The following is a 17,231-nucleotide window of genomic DNA, read 5'->3' as shown; positions in this document are numbered from 1 at the left end:
CGTGAGGTCTATTTGGCAAAAATCTGAGAAGGGTCTTGGAAAGATTTAAATTCCAGTGCATTGCCACAGGGGTCTAAAAAGAACATGGTAGCCTGCTCACCCACCTCTCCTTGAAAACGAATGTAAGGCTCGATCACAAATTCAATTCCGTGATCCTTAAGTTTATCCGCTAGGTCGTGCCACTCTTGCCAAGGCAAAATCGCTCCAAAATGGCGAACAGGAACATTTTTACCATCCACAGCATTTGTCTGGGCTTGTGCCAACTCCTCTGGCTTCACATGCGCAGAAAGCTGATGGCCAAAGAAATTGAAATCAATCCACTTGTCCGTGCTTCTTCCGATATCACAGCCTAAAAGATTGCCGTAAAAACTTCTGGTTTCCTCAATGTCCCGAATCGGGAAAGCCAAATGAAAAGGTTTAAATTCGCTCATATTCCTAAATTTAGTCTTGGTTTAAGGGATTTCAAATTTAGAATTAAAATCATCAATAAATGCAAGCGAAGAAAACTGTTTCCTTGGTTTTGGGTAGTGGCGGTGCTCGAGGCATGGCACATATTGGGGTGATCGAAGTGCTGGAAGAACGAGGCTATCAAATCGAAGAGATTGCGGGTAGTTCGGTAGGGGCCTTAGTCGGGGGAATCTATGCCTCTGGCAAACTCCCGGATTTTAAGGATTGGATCTGTAACCTCGGGAGAGTGGATGTTTTTGGCCTTATGGACTTTTCATTTTCTAGCAAAGGGTTTATTAAGGGTGAAAAAGTATTTGATGAGCTTAGGAAAATCGTGGAAGAACAGCTCATCGAAGATTTGTCACTCCCCTTTTACTGCAATGCAGTAGACTATCATGAAGGCACGGAGAGAGTATTTGACGAGGGCAGTCTTTTTTCTGCAATTCGTGCCTCGGTGAGTATTCCTACGCTAGTTCAACCCGCCAAAATTGACGGAAAAGAGTATATCGATGGAGGTGTTTTAAATCCACTACCTGTGCAGCTACTTCAGCATCGAAAAGACAACCTTGTGGTGGCGGTAAACTTAAATGCATTGGTGGACTCTTACATTTCCCCTCCCAAAAAGGATCATGAGGGCAATCGCATGATCCAAATGCCAGGATGGATGAAGGACTACAAAAGAAAGATGTCCAGCTACTTTGAGTCAACTGAAACCCCTCCCAAGAAAAAGAGCCTTGGCTCGCTAGACTTGCTCAACCGTTCCATGGAATTGCTACACGATAGGGTGTCTAAACTAGTCTTAGAGAAGCATCCAGTGGATATTTTGATCGAAATCAGTAAAAAACAAGCCAGTACCATGGAGTTTTATAGAGCCGCAGAACTTATAGAAATCGGTCGAATCAAAATGGAGCAGGCCCTAGACCAACTTGAAAATGAATCCTAAAGCACTCAATCAACTGCTCGGAAATATCGATATCTATCTGCTGGATCAAATCCTGAAAGAGCGCTTCACTCCGGAAATGAGAATTTTGGATGCGGGCTGCGGAGAAGGAAGAAACACAGTTTATTTTATCAATCAGGGCTATCAGATCTTTGGAATAGATCAGGAAGAACTAGCCATTCAGTACCTCCGCTACCAAGCCAAGACCCTCAATCCTGAGTATGATGCCCTTCGGTTTCAAGTGGGGCAAATGGAAGAGATCCCATTTCATGCCGGGGCTTTTGATGCGGTGATCTGCTCAGCTGTTCTACACTTTGCTGAGAGTGAAAGTAATTTTTGGCAGATGATCAATGAAATCTGTCGAGTGCTGAAGCCAGGCGGTATTTTTTGGTTTCGGATGTGTACAGGTTTTGGGGGGATTTTGGAGAAAAGCAAAGACCTTGGCGAAGGAAAATATTTGCTCCCAGATGAGTCCGAACGCTTTGTGCTTCAAGAGAGACATTTGGGCAAACTGCTGGAAAAAGGGTTCAATTTTTTGGAAGCCCCTAAGACTGTCTTGGTTTTGGAACAGCGAGAAATGGGGGTTTTTGTATTGGAGAAAAAGTAACCCTAAACTGAAATTTTCTCGGGTAATCTAGATAGCTTATCCAACAAAAGAGTTTTGGACCCTCATGATTTACTGAAAAATGATCGAAAATCTCCCCAACTGGATTGAGTTACTTTTTTTAATTACCTGGGTTTTGACTGTAGTGCTTTTTCATTTTTCGAATGGAAAACCCACCAAACTGACTTTACTAGTTATTCTCTGGTCTGCTTTGCAGTCTGTTCTAGCCTACTTTGGCTTTTACCAAATCACGGATTCTCTACCACCAAGATTTGGATTAGTCTTAATTCCATCCGCACTTCTGATTGTTTTTGGATTACTCCCAAAACAAAGAAAATAGGCCTTAGACCATAGAGCTATGCAATTCAGTACTTTTTTGCATGCGGTCAGGCTCCCCGTAGAAATCGTGCTTTACGGACTATTTACCCATCAAATGATCCCAGAATTAATGACATTCGAAGGAAGAAATTTTGACATCCTTATGGGTATCACCGCTCCGATCATTGGATGGTTAGTCATAAAAAAGAACATCAACAAAAAAATCTTACTTGCATGGAATGTGATTGGATTGTGCCTTGTGCTTTTCATTCTAGGCAATGGGATTCTTTCTGCTGAACTCCCTTTCCAGCAATTCGGATTTGAGCAGCCTAATCGAGCCATAAATTATTTCCCATTTGTGCTTCTCCCCGCTACGATTGTTCCCATTGTCATTTGGACTCATCTTATCGATATTCTGAAATTGAGAAAGGAAATAAAAAAGACTTCTTGGCACTAGCCAAAGGAGATACCAATTGCCATGAAACGATGGGTTTGGTCAGAGATTTAGCAGGTAAAAGCCTACTGCTGAAGGTAAATCCATCTACATAAAATATCGGGGGTTATCGTTTAGCCTTTTTAGTCGATTTAGACTACTTTGATATTTCTTATGGTGGTGACTTGTCGGTCCAGATACACTTAAAAAATTCTTTAAACCCATAAATAAGGGACTTATGAAAATTCAGAGTTTACGATACACATGTTTTTTGCTGATGATACTGTGTTCTTGTCAAAAGTCTTTAAGCCCCGATGACAAGGAATTAATCCAATCTGAATTGACAAATCAAGTCGATAAATTCTTCGATTATGATCAAAATACACATGTTGAAAAACTACAAAATATGTATTGGGATAATGAGGATTTTATCTGCCTAACTGATACTGAAATTTATAACTACGCAAATCTAATAGATGCCACAAAAGAAGGCGTGAAACTTGTTATGGAATTTAAGCTCGTCAGGGACTCGATCAAATTTCAGTTAATCAATAAAGACAATGCCCTAGTAGTTGTGTCTGGTAAACTTAATGTGGTTTTGACAGATTCTACTCAGGTAATCTATGAACCGTATGTGTGCTCTATTCTATTTAGGAAAATTGATGACGCCTGGAAAATCTCCTATTTTCAGCAAGCATCGGAAATTGCCTCAAGTCCTCCTGATAATTAATAATGCATTTCTCTATCTCTATGAAACTAGCTATTTGTTTAGCTACTGATGTTGTGAATTCATGGACTTAGCCCTCTCATCTGAAGCAAACTATATGATAACATTGCTCACCTAGACCCAAAAAAACCATGTCCACCATACAAGCACTAGATTTTGCAGTAAAGCAGGACCAGCTCCATCAAACCAAATTCATTACAAAGACCTACTCTGGAGATCTAGCCTCCAATCAGGTTCTCTTCGAAATCGAAAGCTTCTCTCTCACCTCTAATAACATCACTTATGCTGTGATGGGAGAGAAGATGAACTATTGGAAGTTTTTCCCCAGTCAGACTGGCTACGGAATTATTCCAGCCTGGGGCTTTGCAAAGGTGGCACATTCTTCACACCCTGAAGTGAAAGTAGATCAGCGCTTTTATGGATATTACCCGATGAGTACACATCTACTCGTCCATGTAGACAAGGTGGGTAGTATGGGGTTTATTGACGTCGGCGAGCACCGGAAAACCTTACCGACTATCTATAACTACTATACCAATGTGGCTTTGGATCCGGCAAATACTCCAGAAACAGAAGAACTGATCGCCATTCTACGCCCCCTCTTTGCTACTTCCTTTTTGATCGATGATTTTCTTGCAGAAAAGGAGTTCTTCCATGCTTCGCAAATCATTCTCACCAGTGCATCTAGTAAGACTGCTCAGGCTTTGGCCTGTCTACTTGCTCACCGAAAAAAACAACAAAAGCAGGATTTTCATATCATAGGACTTACCGGGACTCGAAATGTGGATTTCGTTAAGGACTTGGGTCATTACGATCAAGTGCTGAGTTACGATTCCTTTGCCGAACTAGATGCTGACAAGAAATCCGTGGTAGTAGATTTTACAGGCAACCATCAAACTCAATTCGAGCTGCAGGTTCACTTGAGTCAAAATCTAGCCTACAATTGCCTGGTGGGTCTAGTAGACTGGCAAAACCATAGGGGTAAGAATCCTCTTCCCAAAAGGGGAGAGCTCTTTTTTGCCCCAACACATGCCGAAAAACGGCAAAAAGAGTGGGGGCTCTCGGGGTTTCACGAAAAGTTGGGAATGGCTTGGCAAATATTCTTAGAAGCCATCCAATCTTCCATACTGATCAAAAATTATCAGGGCAGGGATGGCTTAGAAAAACTCTATCTCGATATGCTTAACGGCCAAATCGACCCAAGCCATGGGAATATGGTGAGCTTAGGCAAAGCTCTTTGAAGACCAAAATTTCTTAGCCGCATCACATCCTAAGATTCTCGGCTGAATAGCCGAAGACTTCTTCTTACCTTTGAGTCATGGAACTGCAATATGCTCTAGAGCTCACCGGTACTTTTGTTTTTGCCATCTCTGGTGCGCTGGCCATTCGGGAGCGGGAGCATGATTTGTTTGGAGCAGGATTTACTGGGTTTATCACTGCCATCGGTGGCGGTACGCTGCGGGATATACTTTTGGACAGTCATCCCTTGGTTTGGATTGGAGATATTTGGTTTCTCTATGCAATTATCGCTGGGATTTTGGCTGCTTTTGTTTTCCCCAAATTTCTCAGCCGCCTGCGAAAAACCTTCTTTTTGTTTGATACGCTCGGTATTGGTTTTTTCACAGTTTTGGGTGTGGAAAAAGCGCTGAGTCTCGGCGTGCGGCCGGAGATTGCAGCTATTATGGGGATGTTTTCAGCAGTGATGGGCGGGGTGATTCGCGATACATTGACGAATGAAATCCCCGTGCTTTTCCGAAAAGAAATCTATGCCTCCGCTTGCCTGGCAGGAGCGATTTTTTACTTGGTGATGAATTATTTTGAGGTACCTCGGGATTACAATCTATTGATTTCCATGTCTTTGGTTATCAGCATTCGTCTGATTTCTGTGAAGTATCGCCTCAGTCTACCACGACTAGAGTAGGATGGGTTTGACTTTAGGCTAGAAAAGAAAGGTAACTCCAGCTATTTAAAATTAGCAGTAGGCTACAGATTCAGCCAATAGGTCATTTTAAAGACCAATGCCCTCGACTTTGACCCTCCAAATTGAATAAACCCTTCTTGACTTTCCGCGAGGTAATTATCCGTGTACACTAGGAAAAAGTCCGAAACAGGAGCAAATCGCCACTGCAATCTGGAATTGATATTCACATTTTCGATTTGGCTATTGTATTGGACAAAGGTGGTCCAAAAGAGTTTTTTACTGAAGGTAAAGTCAAACCTAGGACCGATCAAGAATAGGTTGGCGTCATTGTAAGGATTGGGAAGCCTGATCCCATTATAAGCAAAATCAATACTCGTAAATCCTAAGGGCTGATAGCGCCATTGAATACTACCCTCGAGATTCCAGCGCATACCATTAAAATACTGACCAGATCGAGTGCTCAACTCGTAAGACAATTTCTTTCGTTCATCGGATCGATATCGAGCAATGATCAAATTGGTAGTGTACTCAGTATTGGCGGGGAGACGAATTCCTCCCGTACCGCTCGGATCAAAGCCATTGAAAAGGTAAGTGTATTGCCTACGCAAGCGCATGGAAAACGAAGCTGAAGATCGCCAGGTAATGTCATAGAGGATATTTGCATCCCAGTCCAGAACGCCATAGGTTTCATTTCCCAATACATCAAAATCAAGCCCAGGGCCATGCCGCTGAACACCCCCAGAGGAGGGAAAGAAGCTTTTTCTGTAAGTCATGGCCAATTGCTGAATATCCGTCCTTCGGACAAATCCCACTTCGGGGGCATAGTTGGCTCCGACTATTTGTGCCCGCATATTCAATGACCATTCAGGAACGCTATACTGGAGTTCCATACCTGTGGCGAAAGTACTATCCATATTTGCCTGGTTGGCATTGTAATGATAGAATAGCTTTCCGTTGATCTTGTTGTCCGCCGAAGCTAGATTATAATCCACACCAAAGGTTCGGTCCCACTCATTATACAAAGTGTCATACTCCTTCTGGTTTTCAAAAGTCTGCTTGTTGACTAAAAACGCTGAAATATTCGATCTGGCGAAGACTTTTTGCTGCACAGAAATCATGGAATAATTATAGGACGGCAAATTAGCCGTTTCATCGTCTGCCACCTGCATGCTCAAGACACCCAGTCTGAGATTGTCATTTAATTTGCCACTGAGCCGGAGGCCAAGTGGGATGGGAGATTCTATGTTCTGACCTGTACTTTCATCCCGAGATACACCTATCCTTCGACTAAAGAACGGGGTGGTCCCTCTTTGGCCGTAATCGGAAAACAGATCGGCATTTTCCAAGAAAAACTGTCTACGCTCTGGGAAAAAGATCTCAAATCGATCTAGGTTGGTCACTTGCTGGTCGACTTCTACCTGTGAAAAATCCGGATTCACAGTCAAGTCCAAGTTCAAGCCTGGAGTAATGCCATATTTCAGGTCAAAACCGGCGTTAAATCCTGACTGAGCATCCTGCCCATCTTCAAAGTTCCTATTGTAGTTACCTGATACATATGGGATAAATGAAAGATTCTTCCCGCTCCTTTTCGTTGGCACTTCCCATTCCGCCACTTTCGTTGAGGCCAGATTAAAGAGCGTGAAGTTTCGTTGGATAGGTGCCCAAGTGGATCTTTCAGCACTTTCGCTATCGATGCGATAGAAGTTGATATTCCAATTTCGCTGACCCTCATTAAATCGCAAGGAGTTTAGTGGAATGGCAATTTCCGCCACCCAATACCCCTTGTATGTCTTTGCTTCTCCTCTCCAGACATTGTCCCAATCCAAGCTAAATGAGTTTTCGCCTGTTCCACCATTAGCCACTAAGCCCTCTCGTCGAACGCCGAAAGGATTAATGCCGAAGGTAAAAGCATTAGTCTTATCCTGAAAAGTGTCTAGAATAACTGTGAAATTATCATTAGCCGCACCCCTAAAGTCACGTCTTAGTGATGGCGTCACATAGGTTCGGTCATCCGTAGCATTGTACATAATGCCAAGTACATAGACGTTCTTGTCATCGTATAGAACCTTTGCTACTGACTGGTTTACCGCCAAAGAGGAGTCATACGGAAAGTATTGCATCCAATTGTAGGCCGAATCTGCCATACCCCAGATTTCATCAATCTCCCCATCGATAGTAATCGGGGTGTCAATTTTCTTAAATATGATGTCTTGGGCCATCGCAGCTGTGGTGCAAACTGTGAACGCCAAAAGAAAGATGCCTCTCCAAATCATGATGCAAAATTAGTCGAATGAGGTGACCGCCTGTTGGGATTTTATATCAGCGGTCTTCCTGTTATTAGTCAGGGCAATAAACCGAGAGGGGCATGACAAGTTTAATTCTAGTCCTTTTTTTATGTGAACGGCAAACCTGAAATAAGACCATAAAACCCCTTGTCTCATTTTTATAGGTTGCCAAACTTTCGAATTGAGCCAATATTCAAGATAAAATCAGACTATCTTGAAATTCAATTCATTTCTCTATCTTGATAATCAAACTCCCTAGAAATGAAGCTTTTTACGAGTCGCCGTAATTTCCTTTCAAAATCCTCTACCCTTTTGGCTGCTGGGGTTTTTCTTCATCCCATTGAATTGTTCTCACACGCAAAAAAGGCCACCTTTACCGTGGGCGAAATCATGGATGCCTTTATTGCACAAGTTCCGGGTGCACCATTTGAAAATACTGTCGACACGCTGAAAACCGGTTCAAAGACTCAAGTCGTCACTGGAATAGTGACCACTATGTTTGCTACCGTCAGCGTGATCAAAAAAGCCATTGAGCTGAACGCAAACTTTATCATCGTACATGAGCCCACTTTTTATAATCATCTTGACGAAACAGAATGGCTGGAAAATGATCCGGTTTACCAATTCAAGCAGGAGTTGCTGGCAAAAAACGGAATTGCAGTGTGGAGAAATCATGACTATGTCCACCGTCTAGAAATAGATGGAGTACAGGCAGGAGTAGTACAGCAACTTGGATGGGATGACTATTACAAACAAAACGCAGTTTTGGAAATACCTACTTCTACATTAGAAGAACTGATTTCCCATATCAAGGCAAAACTTGAAGTACCTGCTATGCGCTATGTGGGTGATTTGAGTCAACCTGTTTCAAAGGTATTGCTACTTCCGGGTGCCATTGGGGGACGAAGACAAATAGAAATGGCCATGCAAGAAAAGCCTGACGTCATCATTGTGGGTGAATCTCCCGAATGGGAAACCCCGGAATACGTCAGAAATTCCAATGAAATGGGCATCAACTTATCCTTGATCGTGATCGGCCACTCAGCGAGCGAAGAAGGCGGATCCGAATTTATGGCAAATTGGGTCAAAACTGAGTTTCCAGAGATCCCGACTTTTCATATTCCCAGTGGAAATTCACTGAACATTATCTAAATCATTTTTAAAAAAAACTCACACTTACCATGCAAAAAGTAAAACAGGTCCTTCTTTCTTTAGTAACACTAATTTTTTCGTTTTATTTTGCCTTTTGGATCTCTTCCGCACTGGTTTCAATTCCCTTTGGGGAAGTGGGACCAAAATGGATTTATATTCTATCCACAACTCTTAGCGTAATAGCAGCGGGATATTTGGCTTTCTTGGTTTGGAAAAAAAATGATAAATCCCGAAATACCCAACCAAGCCATGGAACTTACATAGTCAACGGTGCATTGGGACTGGGACTTATTGGGTTTATCCTAGGCTTTGTAGGGCCAATTCTTCTTACTCCGGATGCTAATCAAGGACCAATGTTCGGTATTATATTCACGGGTCCGGTAGGAATTGCCCTTGGGGCTGTAGGTGGCTCCATACTCTGGATGGTAAAAGGGAAGCATACTATGAAGAAATAATTCTAGCGGACTTTCGGCCAATTTCTTAGATTAACCTTATGATTAAATTTTTTAGGAAAATCCGCCAGCAACTTCTCGCAAAGAATAAGGTAAGCAGCTATGTGCTTTACGCAGTGGGAGAGATCGTGCTAGTTGTGATCGGTATTTTGATTGCCCTCTCCATAAATAACTGGCAACAAGAAAATCAGAACAAAAAACTTGAAAAGCGATATCTCGAAGACCTAAGAGTCAATTTAAAGCGGGATTCTACCATCTTACAGGGTATTTACGTCGAAGCCATAAACTCGTCTGAAGCCAAGAATTACATTACGGCACATCTAAGAAACCGAGAATCAAACCTGGACTCGTTAGCATTAAGCTTTGGTCACCAATGGAATCCCTACAAAATTTTTTCCCCTAGTACATCCACGATTGATGAGATGAAAAGCAATGGAGACCTAAAAATTATTCGAGATGAAAGCATCAGAAAACACATTGTTGACATCTATAACACCTATGAACTTTTCCTTCAAGATGAAAACCTGTACAGAGAATCCACCAGAGAAATTTTCATAATGGCGAAGGCTGGTTTGAACAATATCACTGATTATTCTAATGAGGAAATTGTAGTGCTTTTGCGCGAGCCAAAATTGGCAAATACCATACACAGGAATTTTGCGAATGGAAGAGTCAATTCTGTGGAAAACGTCATCAATGAATGCAATCAACTTCTTAGAATCCTAGATGAATACTCCAATGAATTGGGAATAAAAAGTCCTTAGAAATAACAAATGAATAGTCTCTTTAAAAAAAATCTTACCAGAATTTAATTGGTTGATCCATATTCTAAATTACACTGCTTCCTTTACCAAGACTCGTAAGAGCATGATCAAATTTTTTAGAAAAATCCGTCAGAAACTTCTTTCAAAGAATAAGGTAAGCAGCTATGTACTTTATGCTGTTGGGGAGATCGTATTAGTCGTCATCGGAATCTTGATTGCATTGGCGATAAACGATTGGAATGAAAAGAGAAAGGGGCTTTTGACCAAAAACACCTTGCTTAGGGCCATTGAAATCGAATTCACCCAAAATTTGGAACAGCTCGATACGGTATTGAAATATGATAATTTGGTGGTCCAAAGTTCATTTGAATTTTTGCAAATACGTCCGGATGACTCGGTTGCCGACAGTACGGCCTATTTAAGGCAATTATTACAAAATACCAGTTGGACATGGACATTTGATCCCCAAAATGGAGCTCTTCAATCAGGTATATCCTCTGGTGAGATTAATCTTATTTCGGATGAGATCTTGACCAATATGCTTTTTAGCTGGAAAGACCTTGTAGCTGATGCCAGAGAGGATGAGCTAAGGGCGCTAAATACTCGCATGGAGGCAAAATCCGTGATCGAAAAACATGTTCGGAATGTAGATTATAGAAGTACAGATCGAACTGAATTAGGAAGTAGCAAATTTACTTCGGATTATATGGGGTTGATGCTGGATCCGCTATTCGAAGACTATATTTCCGATCGTTATTCGAGGACGCTGGATGCGGTGAATGAATTGAATAGTGTTCGGGCCACTAATTTGAAAATACTTGAATTGGTTCGTGAAGAACTGAGCAGCGAAAATTGACCACAGTCTGCTTCGAGAAAAAATTCAACTCCGTCTATCTCGTATCAATTTAATTAAGCTAGCTCTTTCTGGACAAGGCTGTAAAATCTGAACTCTCTCTTTATTTGTGCGGAAAGAGAGAGTTCAGAATCAAAGAATACAAAGGATATGGCAAAAGGCTTTTTTAATTGAATATTGGCTTCAGCCTCACAAATGCCATTTCATCACCCATATTTAGAAAGCTGTAAAGCATACCATCCTTGAAAAACTGACGTCCTGAGATTCCATAATTCTCTATTTTCTCTTCATGCAGCATAGTAAGTTCCGAATCAAAAATCGTCAGTACCTGCTTTTTTACGAGGGAATCTGCGATCATCCTATCCTTGTCCGAAGTAAACCGCCAAAATAAATCTTCCTCAGGATGGTAGATCATCTTACCAAAACTTACCTGCTCCCCACGCTTTTTCATGGCAGCCCTAAAATCTTCCTGACTTTCCACAGTGTTTGGTGCCTCCATGGTTTTTTCATTTCTGGTCAGACCAGAAGTGAATGTGTGATGAATGAGTGAATCAGCTCCTGACTTAAGCACAAACAACTCATTGAAGGCCGAATTTCCGATCAGCAAGTCCCCCTTTACCTCATTAAGATTGATCGATTCTCCTGCGCTCATACTCATGTTATCAGACTGCATGGTGATGGCAAACCGATCCAAACGATCAAACATATCACCCATTTCAAAGAATTCAATTTGTTTGGTATCGAAGTTTAACTTGGCTATACCTTTGGCCGGCTCGGTGTAATCATTGGCTGCGATCGTCGTATAGAGGATTCGTCCATCTGGAGTAAACACGCCGCTATATCTAAACTCCTCCTCATCTTCATTGAATTGATATCCTTCCCATTCGGAGGGTACGTATTCAAATTTATCCACAAGCTCCCCAGCAGGATTAACTTCCATGATGCTATTGAAATCAAAGAATTTGAGATTCCTATTGGCCAATACCTGCATTCCGGAAATAAATCCTCCACCCACACCGTTTGGACCTTCACGCTCCAATTGGATCGTCTCTTTCAATGCCAAAGCATCCAAGTCAATCACCTCCAAAAGTAGCGCCTGGGGGTTGAGATTGTAGAGTAATTTAGCATCTGTACTGAGGCTGGACATCCCCAGCCCATAATTCAAAAAGAAAAAGTGATCTCCCGCATCCACCATGACGGTGTCGATTTCATAAGTCAGTTCTATTTGGGGAGAGGCAGATTCTTCCCCTCCTTCATTTCCCCCGCAGGAAAAAAGAAGAGCGAGTAATGGTAATAAAAGTAGTTTTTTCATTGTTATGTTGGTTTAATTAAAGTTAAAAGTGAATACCGCAAAGCCCAGCTCATCGTCCACATTGACAATCGCATACATTTTCCCATCCGTAAAAAATGGGAAAATTGGAGGTCTTGTAAATTCTTTCATTTCCCTTTCACCTGTTAAATTGAATTGCTGATCGTAGCTAAACAGGTAGGTAATTGTCCGTGAAGGAGTCTTCTCGTCCAATGATGGCTTTCGCTGAGTTGCTATACGGTAATAGCGCTTATTTCCTGCATCCCACATGAATTTTCCAAAACTGATCTGCTGACTAATTTCTGCCCTTTGCTCATTGAATTTTTCCTGGCTGCTTAATGCCTGCGAATAGTCTCCCGCACGCTTTGAGGGTACCAAGGCATGTGTAAAAGAAACTAGATTGATGGATGCAGTTTTAGGGTCAAAAACATAGGTTTCACTGGTTGAATTCGCAGTGAGCAGAACTTTTCCATTCACAATTTCTTGTTGAACAAAATCTGAAAATACACTAGTTACATTTTCTGCTCTTAGCTTCAAATAAAACTTCCGGACGATTTCATCAAAAGCAGGAATGGGAATTAGTTTGGCTTTATTCGTATTCAGATTTACCCTGTATAAGCCTTCTAATCCACCCTCTTCATCTTGTGGCACGGATAAGGCGTATTTTCCTTCTGGAGTAATTTTTACTCGCTGATAAAGGTTGGACTCAAAAGCTGATGGAAGTCCGGCCAAGTCATTCTTTCCAAGAGAGATGTCCTTTATTTTGTTTCCCTCTTGATCGAAAATACCTAGCGAATTGATCGAACCAAAGCTAAAATTATCGGGGGCAAGCCATTGAAAATTATTCGCATTGACTCCAATACCATTGGGACCCTCTCTTTCAAATGAATAGACGGCATCCAGCGTCGCATCTATGATATTAATCTCGAAAACCTCATCATTCAAGCCATTGAATTGATACAAGATCGATTGGTCTTCTGAAATCGCAAAGTCAACCGTTGCTTCCAAATTGATCAAATAATCACCTGGATCCACTACCACTGTATCTATTTCAAGAGAAAGGCTCTCTAAGATATTGGAATTAGAAATCTGCTCCTCCTTTTCAGAACAAGAGAAAATTGTAAGTGCCATAAGTAAGACAAGGAGGTATCTCATCGGCGTTAAAAATCAAACGTAAACACCGCAAACCCCAACTCATCCTCCACATTGACATAGGACCAGAGCTCGCCGTCTTTGAAGAAAGGGTAGGAGGGAACGGATTTCAGATCATCTAATTGAATTTCTCCAATCAGATTTAAGTCCTTATCCAAGGCCATTAAAAAAACATCCACTTTTCTGGGCGCTTCTTCATCTTCCCTAGGGTAAAACTTCCGAGCAAAACGATAGAATCTACTGCTTTCTTCATCCCAAAGGAGTTTCTCAAAACCAACCTGAGTGGACAGTTTCTGCATCTCACTCTCAAATTCTTCTTGTGAACTCACCTCGTTTTTCACAGTACCTGACTTTACCGATGGAAAAAGTGTGGGGGTGAATGAAAATAACTCCAAAGAATCCAACTTTGGATCGTATCGATAGATGTCCGAGGACACCGATGTGGTAATGTAGAATTTGTCCAAAATGGGGGTAATCTCCACCTCCTCTACATAGACAGACATCATCTCATCGCTCTTCAGGACAATCCGAAAATCTCCTGCAATGTCCATGGCGGGGATATCAATGAGTTTACCGGTTTTGCTGGCTACATCCACGACAGCCAAATCGCGTGTTCCCTCGAAAAAATTACCAGGTAGAGCAAAAGCCTTGGTACCTTCAGCGTTGATTGTCAGGCCATTGGTCATCGGCATGTCGTCATCAGACTCTATTCCCTCAATTTCTTTGGGAGAAAAATTCAGATCAGCCAGCTTTTCACCAGAGGTATTGAAAATACCGGAGCTTCTAAAACTGGAAAGCATAAACCTATCACCTCCCAGCACACTCAGATCGCTGATGTACTCCCCAATTCCATTCGGCCCTTCCTTTTCTAACTGATGTATCTCCGCAAGCTTTAGCGCATCAAGGTCTATCTCGGCAAGGGTAGTGTTGACTTCATTCAAGAGAAAAATTTTGCTTTTACTCTCATTTAATCCAGCTAGCCTTAGCCCCCATTGTAGATTGAGCAATTCCTCTCCTGGATCCACCACGACGGTATCTACTTTGTAGGTCAGACCTTCAAGGATATTTTTGGTTTGGTTTTCTCCGGAGGTTTTGTCTTCAGAGCAAGAAAAAATCAAGACTGCTAGAAGCAGTATCAGTGGTTTGGTTTTCATCATAATAGTTAAGAATAGTTCGAAAGATCAGCTGGACTGGTGCAATGCACAAAAACAGCTCTCTAATTTATAGTTAATCTCCGAAATATGTCTGGAAAAATCAGACTCTATATGACAAAAAATCTAAAAAAATCTTAAAGTTTTCACATTTACCGCATCCCAAAAGAGCGGTAAGGTTTAGAGCACCTCTTGTAGTAAGGTTCTGAAAGCCATGGCTTTTTCTCCATATCGAATCTGCGGCTTGATTCTGAGCTCCTGCGCATGGAGTCGCTCATATTCCACCAGCTTATCCGTAGACTCTGCAAAAAACTGAATACTGTAATTAGTGCTTTCGTCGTCGGCACTATTTAAAAGCCGATAAAACTTATGATCTGTAAACAGGCCCGTGGCAAATACATCTGGGATATGTGTCCCACGCATCCATGCGACAAAGTCTTCCTCTACAGAATGTGCTACGGTGTAAGTGATATTATACAGGATCATAGGAGTAGATTTTGGATGGATTTTCTTTTTTTTGGGAACAAATACTGTTTAGCAAAGTTAGAAATCCCAAATTTGAAATTCCCCCTTTCACTGAAAAATGTCAGATACTGAGCCGCTCATTGAGTCACCACAGAGGAATACCAAACTTTTAATTGCCAGAATATTAGTGCTTGCAATCTATGCGGTTGGGATAATTGGCTTGAGTTTACCAGATTACCGAGACCTCTTTCTTTCGCTTACCCCTTTTCAGCTGATACTCACCACGGCTTTGCTTTTGGGCTTTCACCGAGGCTGGAATGATGCCTTTCCGATTTTCGGGGCCGCAGCTTTTTGGATAGGCTTTGGATCAGAGATCATTGGGATTCATACGGGATACCTGTATGGAGATTATGTCTATGGCCCTACTCTGGGACCCAAGCTTTGGGAAGTCCCGCTGGTAATTGGTGTCAATTGGTTTTTGCTGGTGTATCTTTCTGGGGCTCTTTTTGCCAAGCATATCACCAATGATTATGTAGCGGCATTGATGGGTGCCTTGGTGATGACAGCTTTAGATTATATCATGGAACCTGTAGCTGTAGCCATGGATATGTGGTATTGGAAGTTTGAGATTATCCCATGGAGCAATTATTTGGGCTGGCTTGGGGTAGCCTTTTTGATCCATCTCATCTACAGGAAGTGCAACTTTCACAAAGAAAATCCCCTTGCGCGGATTTTACTGATTGCAATGATCGTGTTCTTTACGGTGTTGAATTTCACATTGACATAAATGAATTAATTTTGGAGCGCAAAAGAACGGATCAGAATTTGATACGATAGATAAAAACAAAACGCTTACTTTAAGGTTGTCAAGATGATGGTAAAAGCCGTAGGTTTTATTTTAATAGGATTTGCCGCCATGGAATTTTCAGGATGGGCCATTCATAAGTATTTGATGCATGGGCCGCTTTGGTCAATTCACAAAACTCATCACCAAGCTTCAAAGGGTTTCTTTGAGCTGAATGATTTGTTTTCCTTGTTATTTGGAAGTATTGCCATTGTACTGATCATATTGGGGTTTGATGCCTTGGATTATCGCTTTTGGATGGGAGTTGGAATAAGCCTTTACGGCGTATTATACTTCTTCCTTCATGATGTGTTGATTCATAGACGATTAAAATGGTTTGATAGACCTGGGAACTCTTTTTTGAAAGGGATTTTCAGAGCCCATCAGGCCCATCATCGCACCAACCGCAAAGAGGACGCTGTATCCTTCGGTTTATTTGTGGTGCCCAAGGAGTATTTTAAAGACAAAGAAAAGTGAGCACGTATTCAATCAAGGATCTGGAACAGCTTTCGGGCATCAAAGCGCACACGCTGCGTATTTGGGAGCAGAGATATAATCTTTTGGACCCAAAGCGAACCGAAACGAATATCCGATATTACGATGATGAAGATCTCAAGCTGATTTTGAATGTAGCATTGCTAAATGACAATGGCTTTAAAATCAGTAAAATCGCTTCCATGACTTTCGCAGAAATGCGAGAGGAGGTCGTAAAACTGACGGAAAGATCCCTCACACACGACGATCAAATTCACGCCTTGACCATTTGTATGATAGAAATGGACGAGGAGCGGTTTGACAAAGTACTTTCTACCAATATTCTGAAATTAGGATTTGAGCAGACTATGCTCAATATCATTTATCCCTTTATGTCCAAGATTGGTGTGCTGTGGCAAACAGGTGCTATCAATCCTGCCCAGGAGCATTTTATCTCCAACCTGGTGAGACAAAAACTTATCGTGGCCATTGATGGACAAATTCATGTGCAGGGCGGGAAGAAGTTTTTGCTCTTCCTCCCAGAAGGTGAACTTCATGAGGTTTCTATATTATTTGCCAGCTATATAATAAAGAGTAAAGGGCACCGTGTCATCTACCTTGGCCAAAGTACACCGAGTGATGATTTGCTTTCTGTATATAAATTGCATGAACCTGAGTATTTGATGACGGTGATCACGACCTCACCCTCCTCCGAATACGCACAGGATTATATCGATGCCTTATCAGAGCGATTCGCGAAGTCGACGATCCTTGTGACCGGATATCAAGTGATCGGTCAAGATCTAACCTTCCCTGATAATGTCAAATGCCTAAACTATATTCGAGATATTAAAGAGTATGTAGAGGCAGTAGAGCGCGTACCTCAAGAGAAATAGTTGAGATTTTTCTCATTTTGTTTAAACAAGGGCATTCTTCACGA

The 17,231-nt window shown here is 41.8% G+C and carries 19 protein-coding genes; 13 read left to right on the top strand and 6 right to left on the bottom strand.

The genetic code is table 11. From position 1 onward, the window contains the following. Positions 1–8: 8 nt before the first annotated feature. Positions 9–431 (bottom strand): VOC family protein, encoded by a 423-nt coding sequence (locus ACFOSV_RS07800; protein WP_377905101.1) that lies wholly within the window; start codon positions 429–431, stop codon positions 9–11. A gap of 59 nt (positions 432–490) precedes the next feature. Here ACFOSV_RS07800 and ACFOSV_RS07795 point away from each other — a divergent pair, with 59 nt between their 5' ends. The 6 genes from ACFOSV_RS07795 (at position 491) to ACFOSV_RS07770 (ending at position 5,390) form a co-directional block, all read left to right on the top strand. Continuing rightward, positions 491–1,390, top strand: a complete 900-nt coding sequence (locus ACFOSV_RS07795; RefSeq protein WP_377905099.1) for a patatin-like phospholipase family protein — start codon at positions 491–493, stop codon at positions 1,388–1,390. Then, the gene (locus ACFOSV_RS07790; protein WP_377905097.1) at positions 1,380–1,994 is read left to right on the top strand and encodes a class I SAM-dependent methyltransferase; all 615 of its coding nucleotides are present in this window, start codon (positions 1,380–1,382) and stop codon (positions 1,992–1,994) included. Before ACFOSV_RS07795 ends, ACFOSV_RS07790 begins: the two co-directional genes overlap by 11 nt. Before the next feature lie 355 nt (positions 1,995–2,349). Beyond that, entirely contained in the window at positions 2,350–2,766 is a 417-nt protein-coding gene (locus ACFOSV_RS07785) for a hypothetical protein (protein ID WP_377905095.1), read from the top strand. 316 nt (positions 2,767–3,082) lie between these two features. Beyond that, positions 3,083–3,472, top strand: a complete 390-nt coding sequence (locus tag ACFOSV_RS07780; RefSeq protein ID WP_377905093.1) for a nuclear transport factor 2 family protein — start codon at positions 3,083–3,085, stop codon at positions 3,470–3,472. Positions 3,473–3,600: 128 nt separating this feature from the next. Continuing rightward, positions 3,601–4,710, top strand: a complete 1,110-nt coding sequence (locus tag ACFOSV_RS07775) for a DUF2855 family protein (protein WP_377905091.1) — start codon at positions 3,601–3,603, stop codon at positions 4,708–4,710. A gap of 77 nt (positions 4,711–4,787) precedes the next feature. Further along, positions 4,788–5,390, top strand: a complete 603-nt coding sequence (locus ACFOSV_RS07770; protein WP_377905089.1) for a trimeric intracellular cation channel family protein — start codon at positions 4,788–4,790, stop codon at positions 5,388–5,390. 62 nt (positions 5,391–5,452) lie between these two features. Here ACFOSV_RS07770 and ACFOSV_RS07765 read toward each other — a convergent pair whose 3' ends face one another. Continuing rightward, positions 5,453–7,663, bottom strand: a complete 2,211-nt coding sequence (locus tag ACFOSV_RS07765; RefSeq protein ID WP_377905087.1) for a carbohydrate binding family 9 domain-containing protein — start codon at positions 7,661–7,663, stop codon at positions 5,453–5,455. A 273-nt stretch (positions 7,664–7,936) separates the two neighbouring features. Here ACFOSV_RS07765 and ACFOSV_RS07760 point away from each other — a divergent pair, with 273 nt between their 5' ends. The 4 genes from ACFOSV_RS07760 to ACFOSV_RS07745 all read left to right on the top strand — a co-directional run bounded on the left by ACFOSV_RS07760 (position 7,937) and on the right by ACFOSV_RS07745 (position 10,899). Further along, positions 7,937–8,827: a Nif3-like dinuclear metal center hexameric protein gene (locus tag ACFOSV_RS07760; RefSeq protein ID WP_377905085.1), complete on the top strand. Its 891-nt coding sequence runs from the start codon at positions 7,937–7,939 to the stop codon at positions 8,825–8,827. 29 nt (positions 8,828–8,856) lie between these two features. Continuing rightward, positions 8,857–9,282, top strand: coding sequence for a hypothetical protein (locus ACFOSV_RS07755; protein WP_377905083.1), 426 nt, complete (start codon positions 8,857–8,859; stop codon positions 9,280–9,282). A 38-nt stretch (positions 9,283–9,320) separates the two neighbouring features. Then, a complete protein-coding gene (locus ACFOSV_RS07750) occupies positions 9,321–10,043 on the top strand; it encodes a DUF6090 family protein (protein ID WP_377905081.1) in 723 nt (240 codons plus the stop codon). 103 nt (positions 10,044–10,146) lie between these two features. After that, positions 10,147–10,899, top strand: coding sequence for a DUF6090 family protein (locus ACFOSV_RS07745; RefSeq protein ID WP_377905079.1), 753 nt, complete (start codon positions 10,147–10,149; stop codon positions 10,897–10,899). 163 nt (positions 10,900–11,062) lie between these two features. Here the strand turns inward: ACFOSV_RS07745 and ACFOSV_RS07740 are convergent, their stop codons facing one another. The 4 genes from ACFOSV_RS07740 to ACFOSV_RS07725 form a co-directional block, all read right to left on the bottom strand. Continuing rightward, a complete protein-coding gene (locus ACFOSV_RS07740; protein ID WP_377905077.1) occupies positions 11,063–12,208 on the bottom strand; it encodes a DUF4221 family protein in 1,146 nt (381 codons plus the stop codon). Between the two features lie 12 nt (positions 12,209–12,220). Then, positions 12,221–13,336: a DUF4221 family protein gene (locus ACFOSV_RS07735; RefSeq protein WP_377905075.1), complete on the bottom strand. Its 1,116-nt coding sequence runs from the start codon at positions 13,334–13,336 to the stop codon at positions 12,221–12,223. Between the two features lie 29 nt (positions 13,337–13,365). Then, positions 13,366–14,514 (bottom strand): DUF4221 family protein, encoded by a 1,149-nt coding sequence (locus tag ACFOSV_RS07730; RefSeq protein ID WP_377905073.1) that lies wholly within the window; start codon positions 14,512–14,514, stop codon positions 13,366–13,368. 174 nt (positions 14,515–14,688) lie between these two features. Then, on the bottom strand, positions 14,689–14,994 hold the full coding sequence (locus ACFOSV_RS07725; protein ID WP_377905071.1) for a DUF4286 family protein: 306 nt from the start codon (positions 14,992–14,994) through the stop codon (positions 14,689–14,691). 97 nt (positions 14,995–15,091) lie between these two features. Here ACFOSV_RS07725 and ACFOSV_RS07720 point away from each other — a divergent pair, with 97 nt between their 5' ends. The 3 genes from ACFOSV_RS07720 (at position 15,092) to ACFOSV_RS07710 (ending at position 17,187) form a co-directional block, all read left to right on the top strand. Then, positions 15,092–15,760, top strand: a complete 669-nt coding sequence (locus tag ACFOSV_RS07720; RefSeq protein ID WP_377905069.1) for a carotenoid biosynthesis protein — start codon at positions 15,092–15,094, stop codon at positions 15,758–15,760. Positions 15,761–15,847: 87 nt separating this feature from the next. Next, positions 15,848–16,294, top strand: coding sequence for a sterol desaturase family protein (locus ACFOSV_RS07715; protein ID WP_377905312.1), 447 nt, complete (start codon positions 15,848–15,850; stop codon positions 16,292–16,294). Beyond that, positions 16,291–17,187 carry a MerR family transcriptional regulator gene (locus tag ACFOSV_RS07710; RefSeq protein ID WP_377905067.1) on the top strand — a complete coding sequence of 299 codons (897 nt, stop codon included), beginning with the start codon at positions 16,291–16,293 and terminating at the stop codon, positions 17,185–17,187. Before ACFOSV_RS07715 ends, ACFOSV_RS07710 begins: the two co-directional genes overlap by 4 nt. Positions 17,188–17,231: the final 44 nt, after the last annotated feature.

It is taken from the genome of Algoriphagus namhaensis (assembly GCF_042649705.1).
Classification (GTDB): Bacteria; Bacteroidota; Bacteroidia; order Cytophagales; family Cyclobacteriaceae; genus Algoriphagus; species Algoriphagus namhaensis.
This window is presented reverse-complemented; position numbering and strand designations above follow the sequence as displayed.

What these genes read in the sequence shown, in the direction of transcription:
- ACFOSV_RS07800 (WP_377905101.1), bottom strand. Translation starts at nt 431, where the DNA reads ATGAGCGAATTTAAACCTTTTCATTTGGCTTTCCCGATTCGGGACATT.
- ACFOSV_RS07795 (WP_377905099.1), top strand. Translation starts at nt 491, where the DNA reads ATGCAAGCGAAGAAAACTGTTTCCTTGGTTTTGGGTAGTGGCGGTGCT.
- ACFOSV_RS07790 (WP_377905097.1), top strand. Translation starts at nt 1,380, where the DNA reads ATGAATCCTAAAGCACTCAATCAACTGCTCGGAAATATCGATATCTAT.
- ACFOSV_RS07785 (WP_377905095.1), top strand. Translation starts at nt 2,350, where the DNA reads ATGCAATTCAGTACTTTTTTGCATGCGGTCAGGCTCCCCGTAGAAATC.
- ACFOSV_RS07775 (WP_377905091.1), top strand. Translation starts at nt 3,601, where the DNA reads ATGTCCACCATACAAGCACTAGATTTTGCAGTAAAGCAGGACCAGCTC.
- ACFOSV_RS07770 (WP_377905089.1), top strand. Translation starts at nt 4,788, where the DNA reads ATGGAACTGCAATATGCTCTAGAGCTCACCGGTACTTTTGTTTTTGCC.
- ACFOSV_RS07765 (WP_377905087.1), bottom strand. Translation starts at nt 7,663, where the DNA reads ATGATTTGGAGAGGCATCTTTCTTTTGGCGTTCACAGTTTGCACCACA.
- ACFOSV_RS07760 (WP_377905085.1), top strand. Translation starts at nt 7,937, where the DNA reads ATGAAGCTTTTTACGAGTCGCCGTAATTTCCTTTCAAAATCCTCTACC.
- ACFOSV_RS07755 (WP_377905083.1), top strand. Translation starts at nt 8,857, where the DNA reads ATGCAAAAAGTAAAACAGGTCCTTCTTTCTTTAGTAACACTAATTTTT.
- ACFOSV_RS07750 (WP_377905081.1), top strand. Translation starts at nt 9,321, where the DNA reads ATGATTAAATTTTTTAGGAAAATCCGCCAGCAACTTCTCGCAAAGAAT.
- ACFOSV_RS07745 (WP_377905079.1), top strand. Translation starts at nt 10,147, where the DNA reads ATGATCAAATTTTTTAGAAAAATCCGTCAGAAACTTCTTTCAAAGAAT.
- ACFOSV_RS07740 (WP_377905077.1), bottom strand. Translation starts at nt 12,208, where the DNA reads ATGAAAAAACTACTTTTATTACCATTACTCGCTCTTCTTTTTTCCTGC.
- ACFOSV_RS07735 (WP_377905075.1), bottom strand. Translation starts at nt 13,336, where the DNA reads ATGGCACTTACAATTTTCTCTTGTTCTGAAAAGGAGGAGCAGATTTCT.
- ACFOSV_RS07730 (WP_377905073.1), bottom strand. Translation starts at nt 14,514, where the DNA reads ATGATGAAAACCAAACCACTGATACTGCTTCTAGCAGTCTTGATTTTT.
- ACFOSV_RS07725 (WP_377905071.1), bottom strand. Translation starts at nt 14,994, where the DNA reads ATGATCCTGTATAATATCACTTACACCGTAGCACATTCTGTAGAGGAA.
- ACFOSV_RS07720 (WP_377905069.1), top strand. Translation starts at nt 15,092, where the DNA reads ATGTCAGATACTGAGCCGCTCATTGAGTCACCACAGAGGAATACCAAA.
- ACFOSV_RS07715 (WP_377905312.1), top strand. Translation starts at nt 15,848, where the DNA reads ATGGTAAAAGCCGTAGGTTTTATTTTAATAGGATTTGCCGCCATGGAA.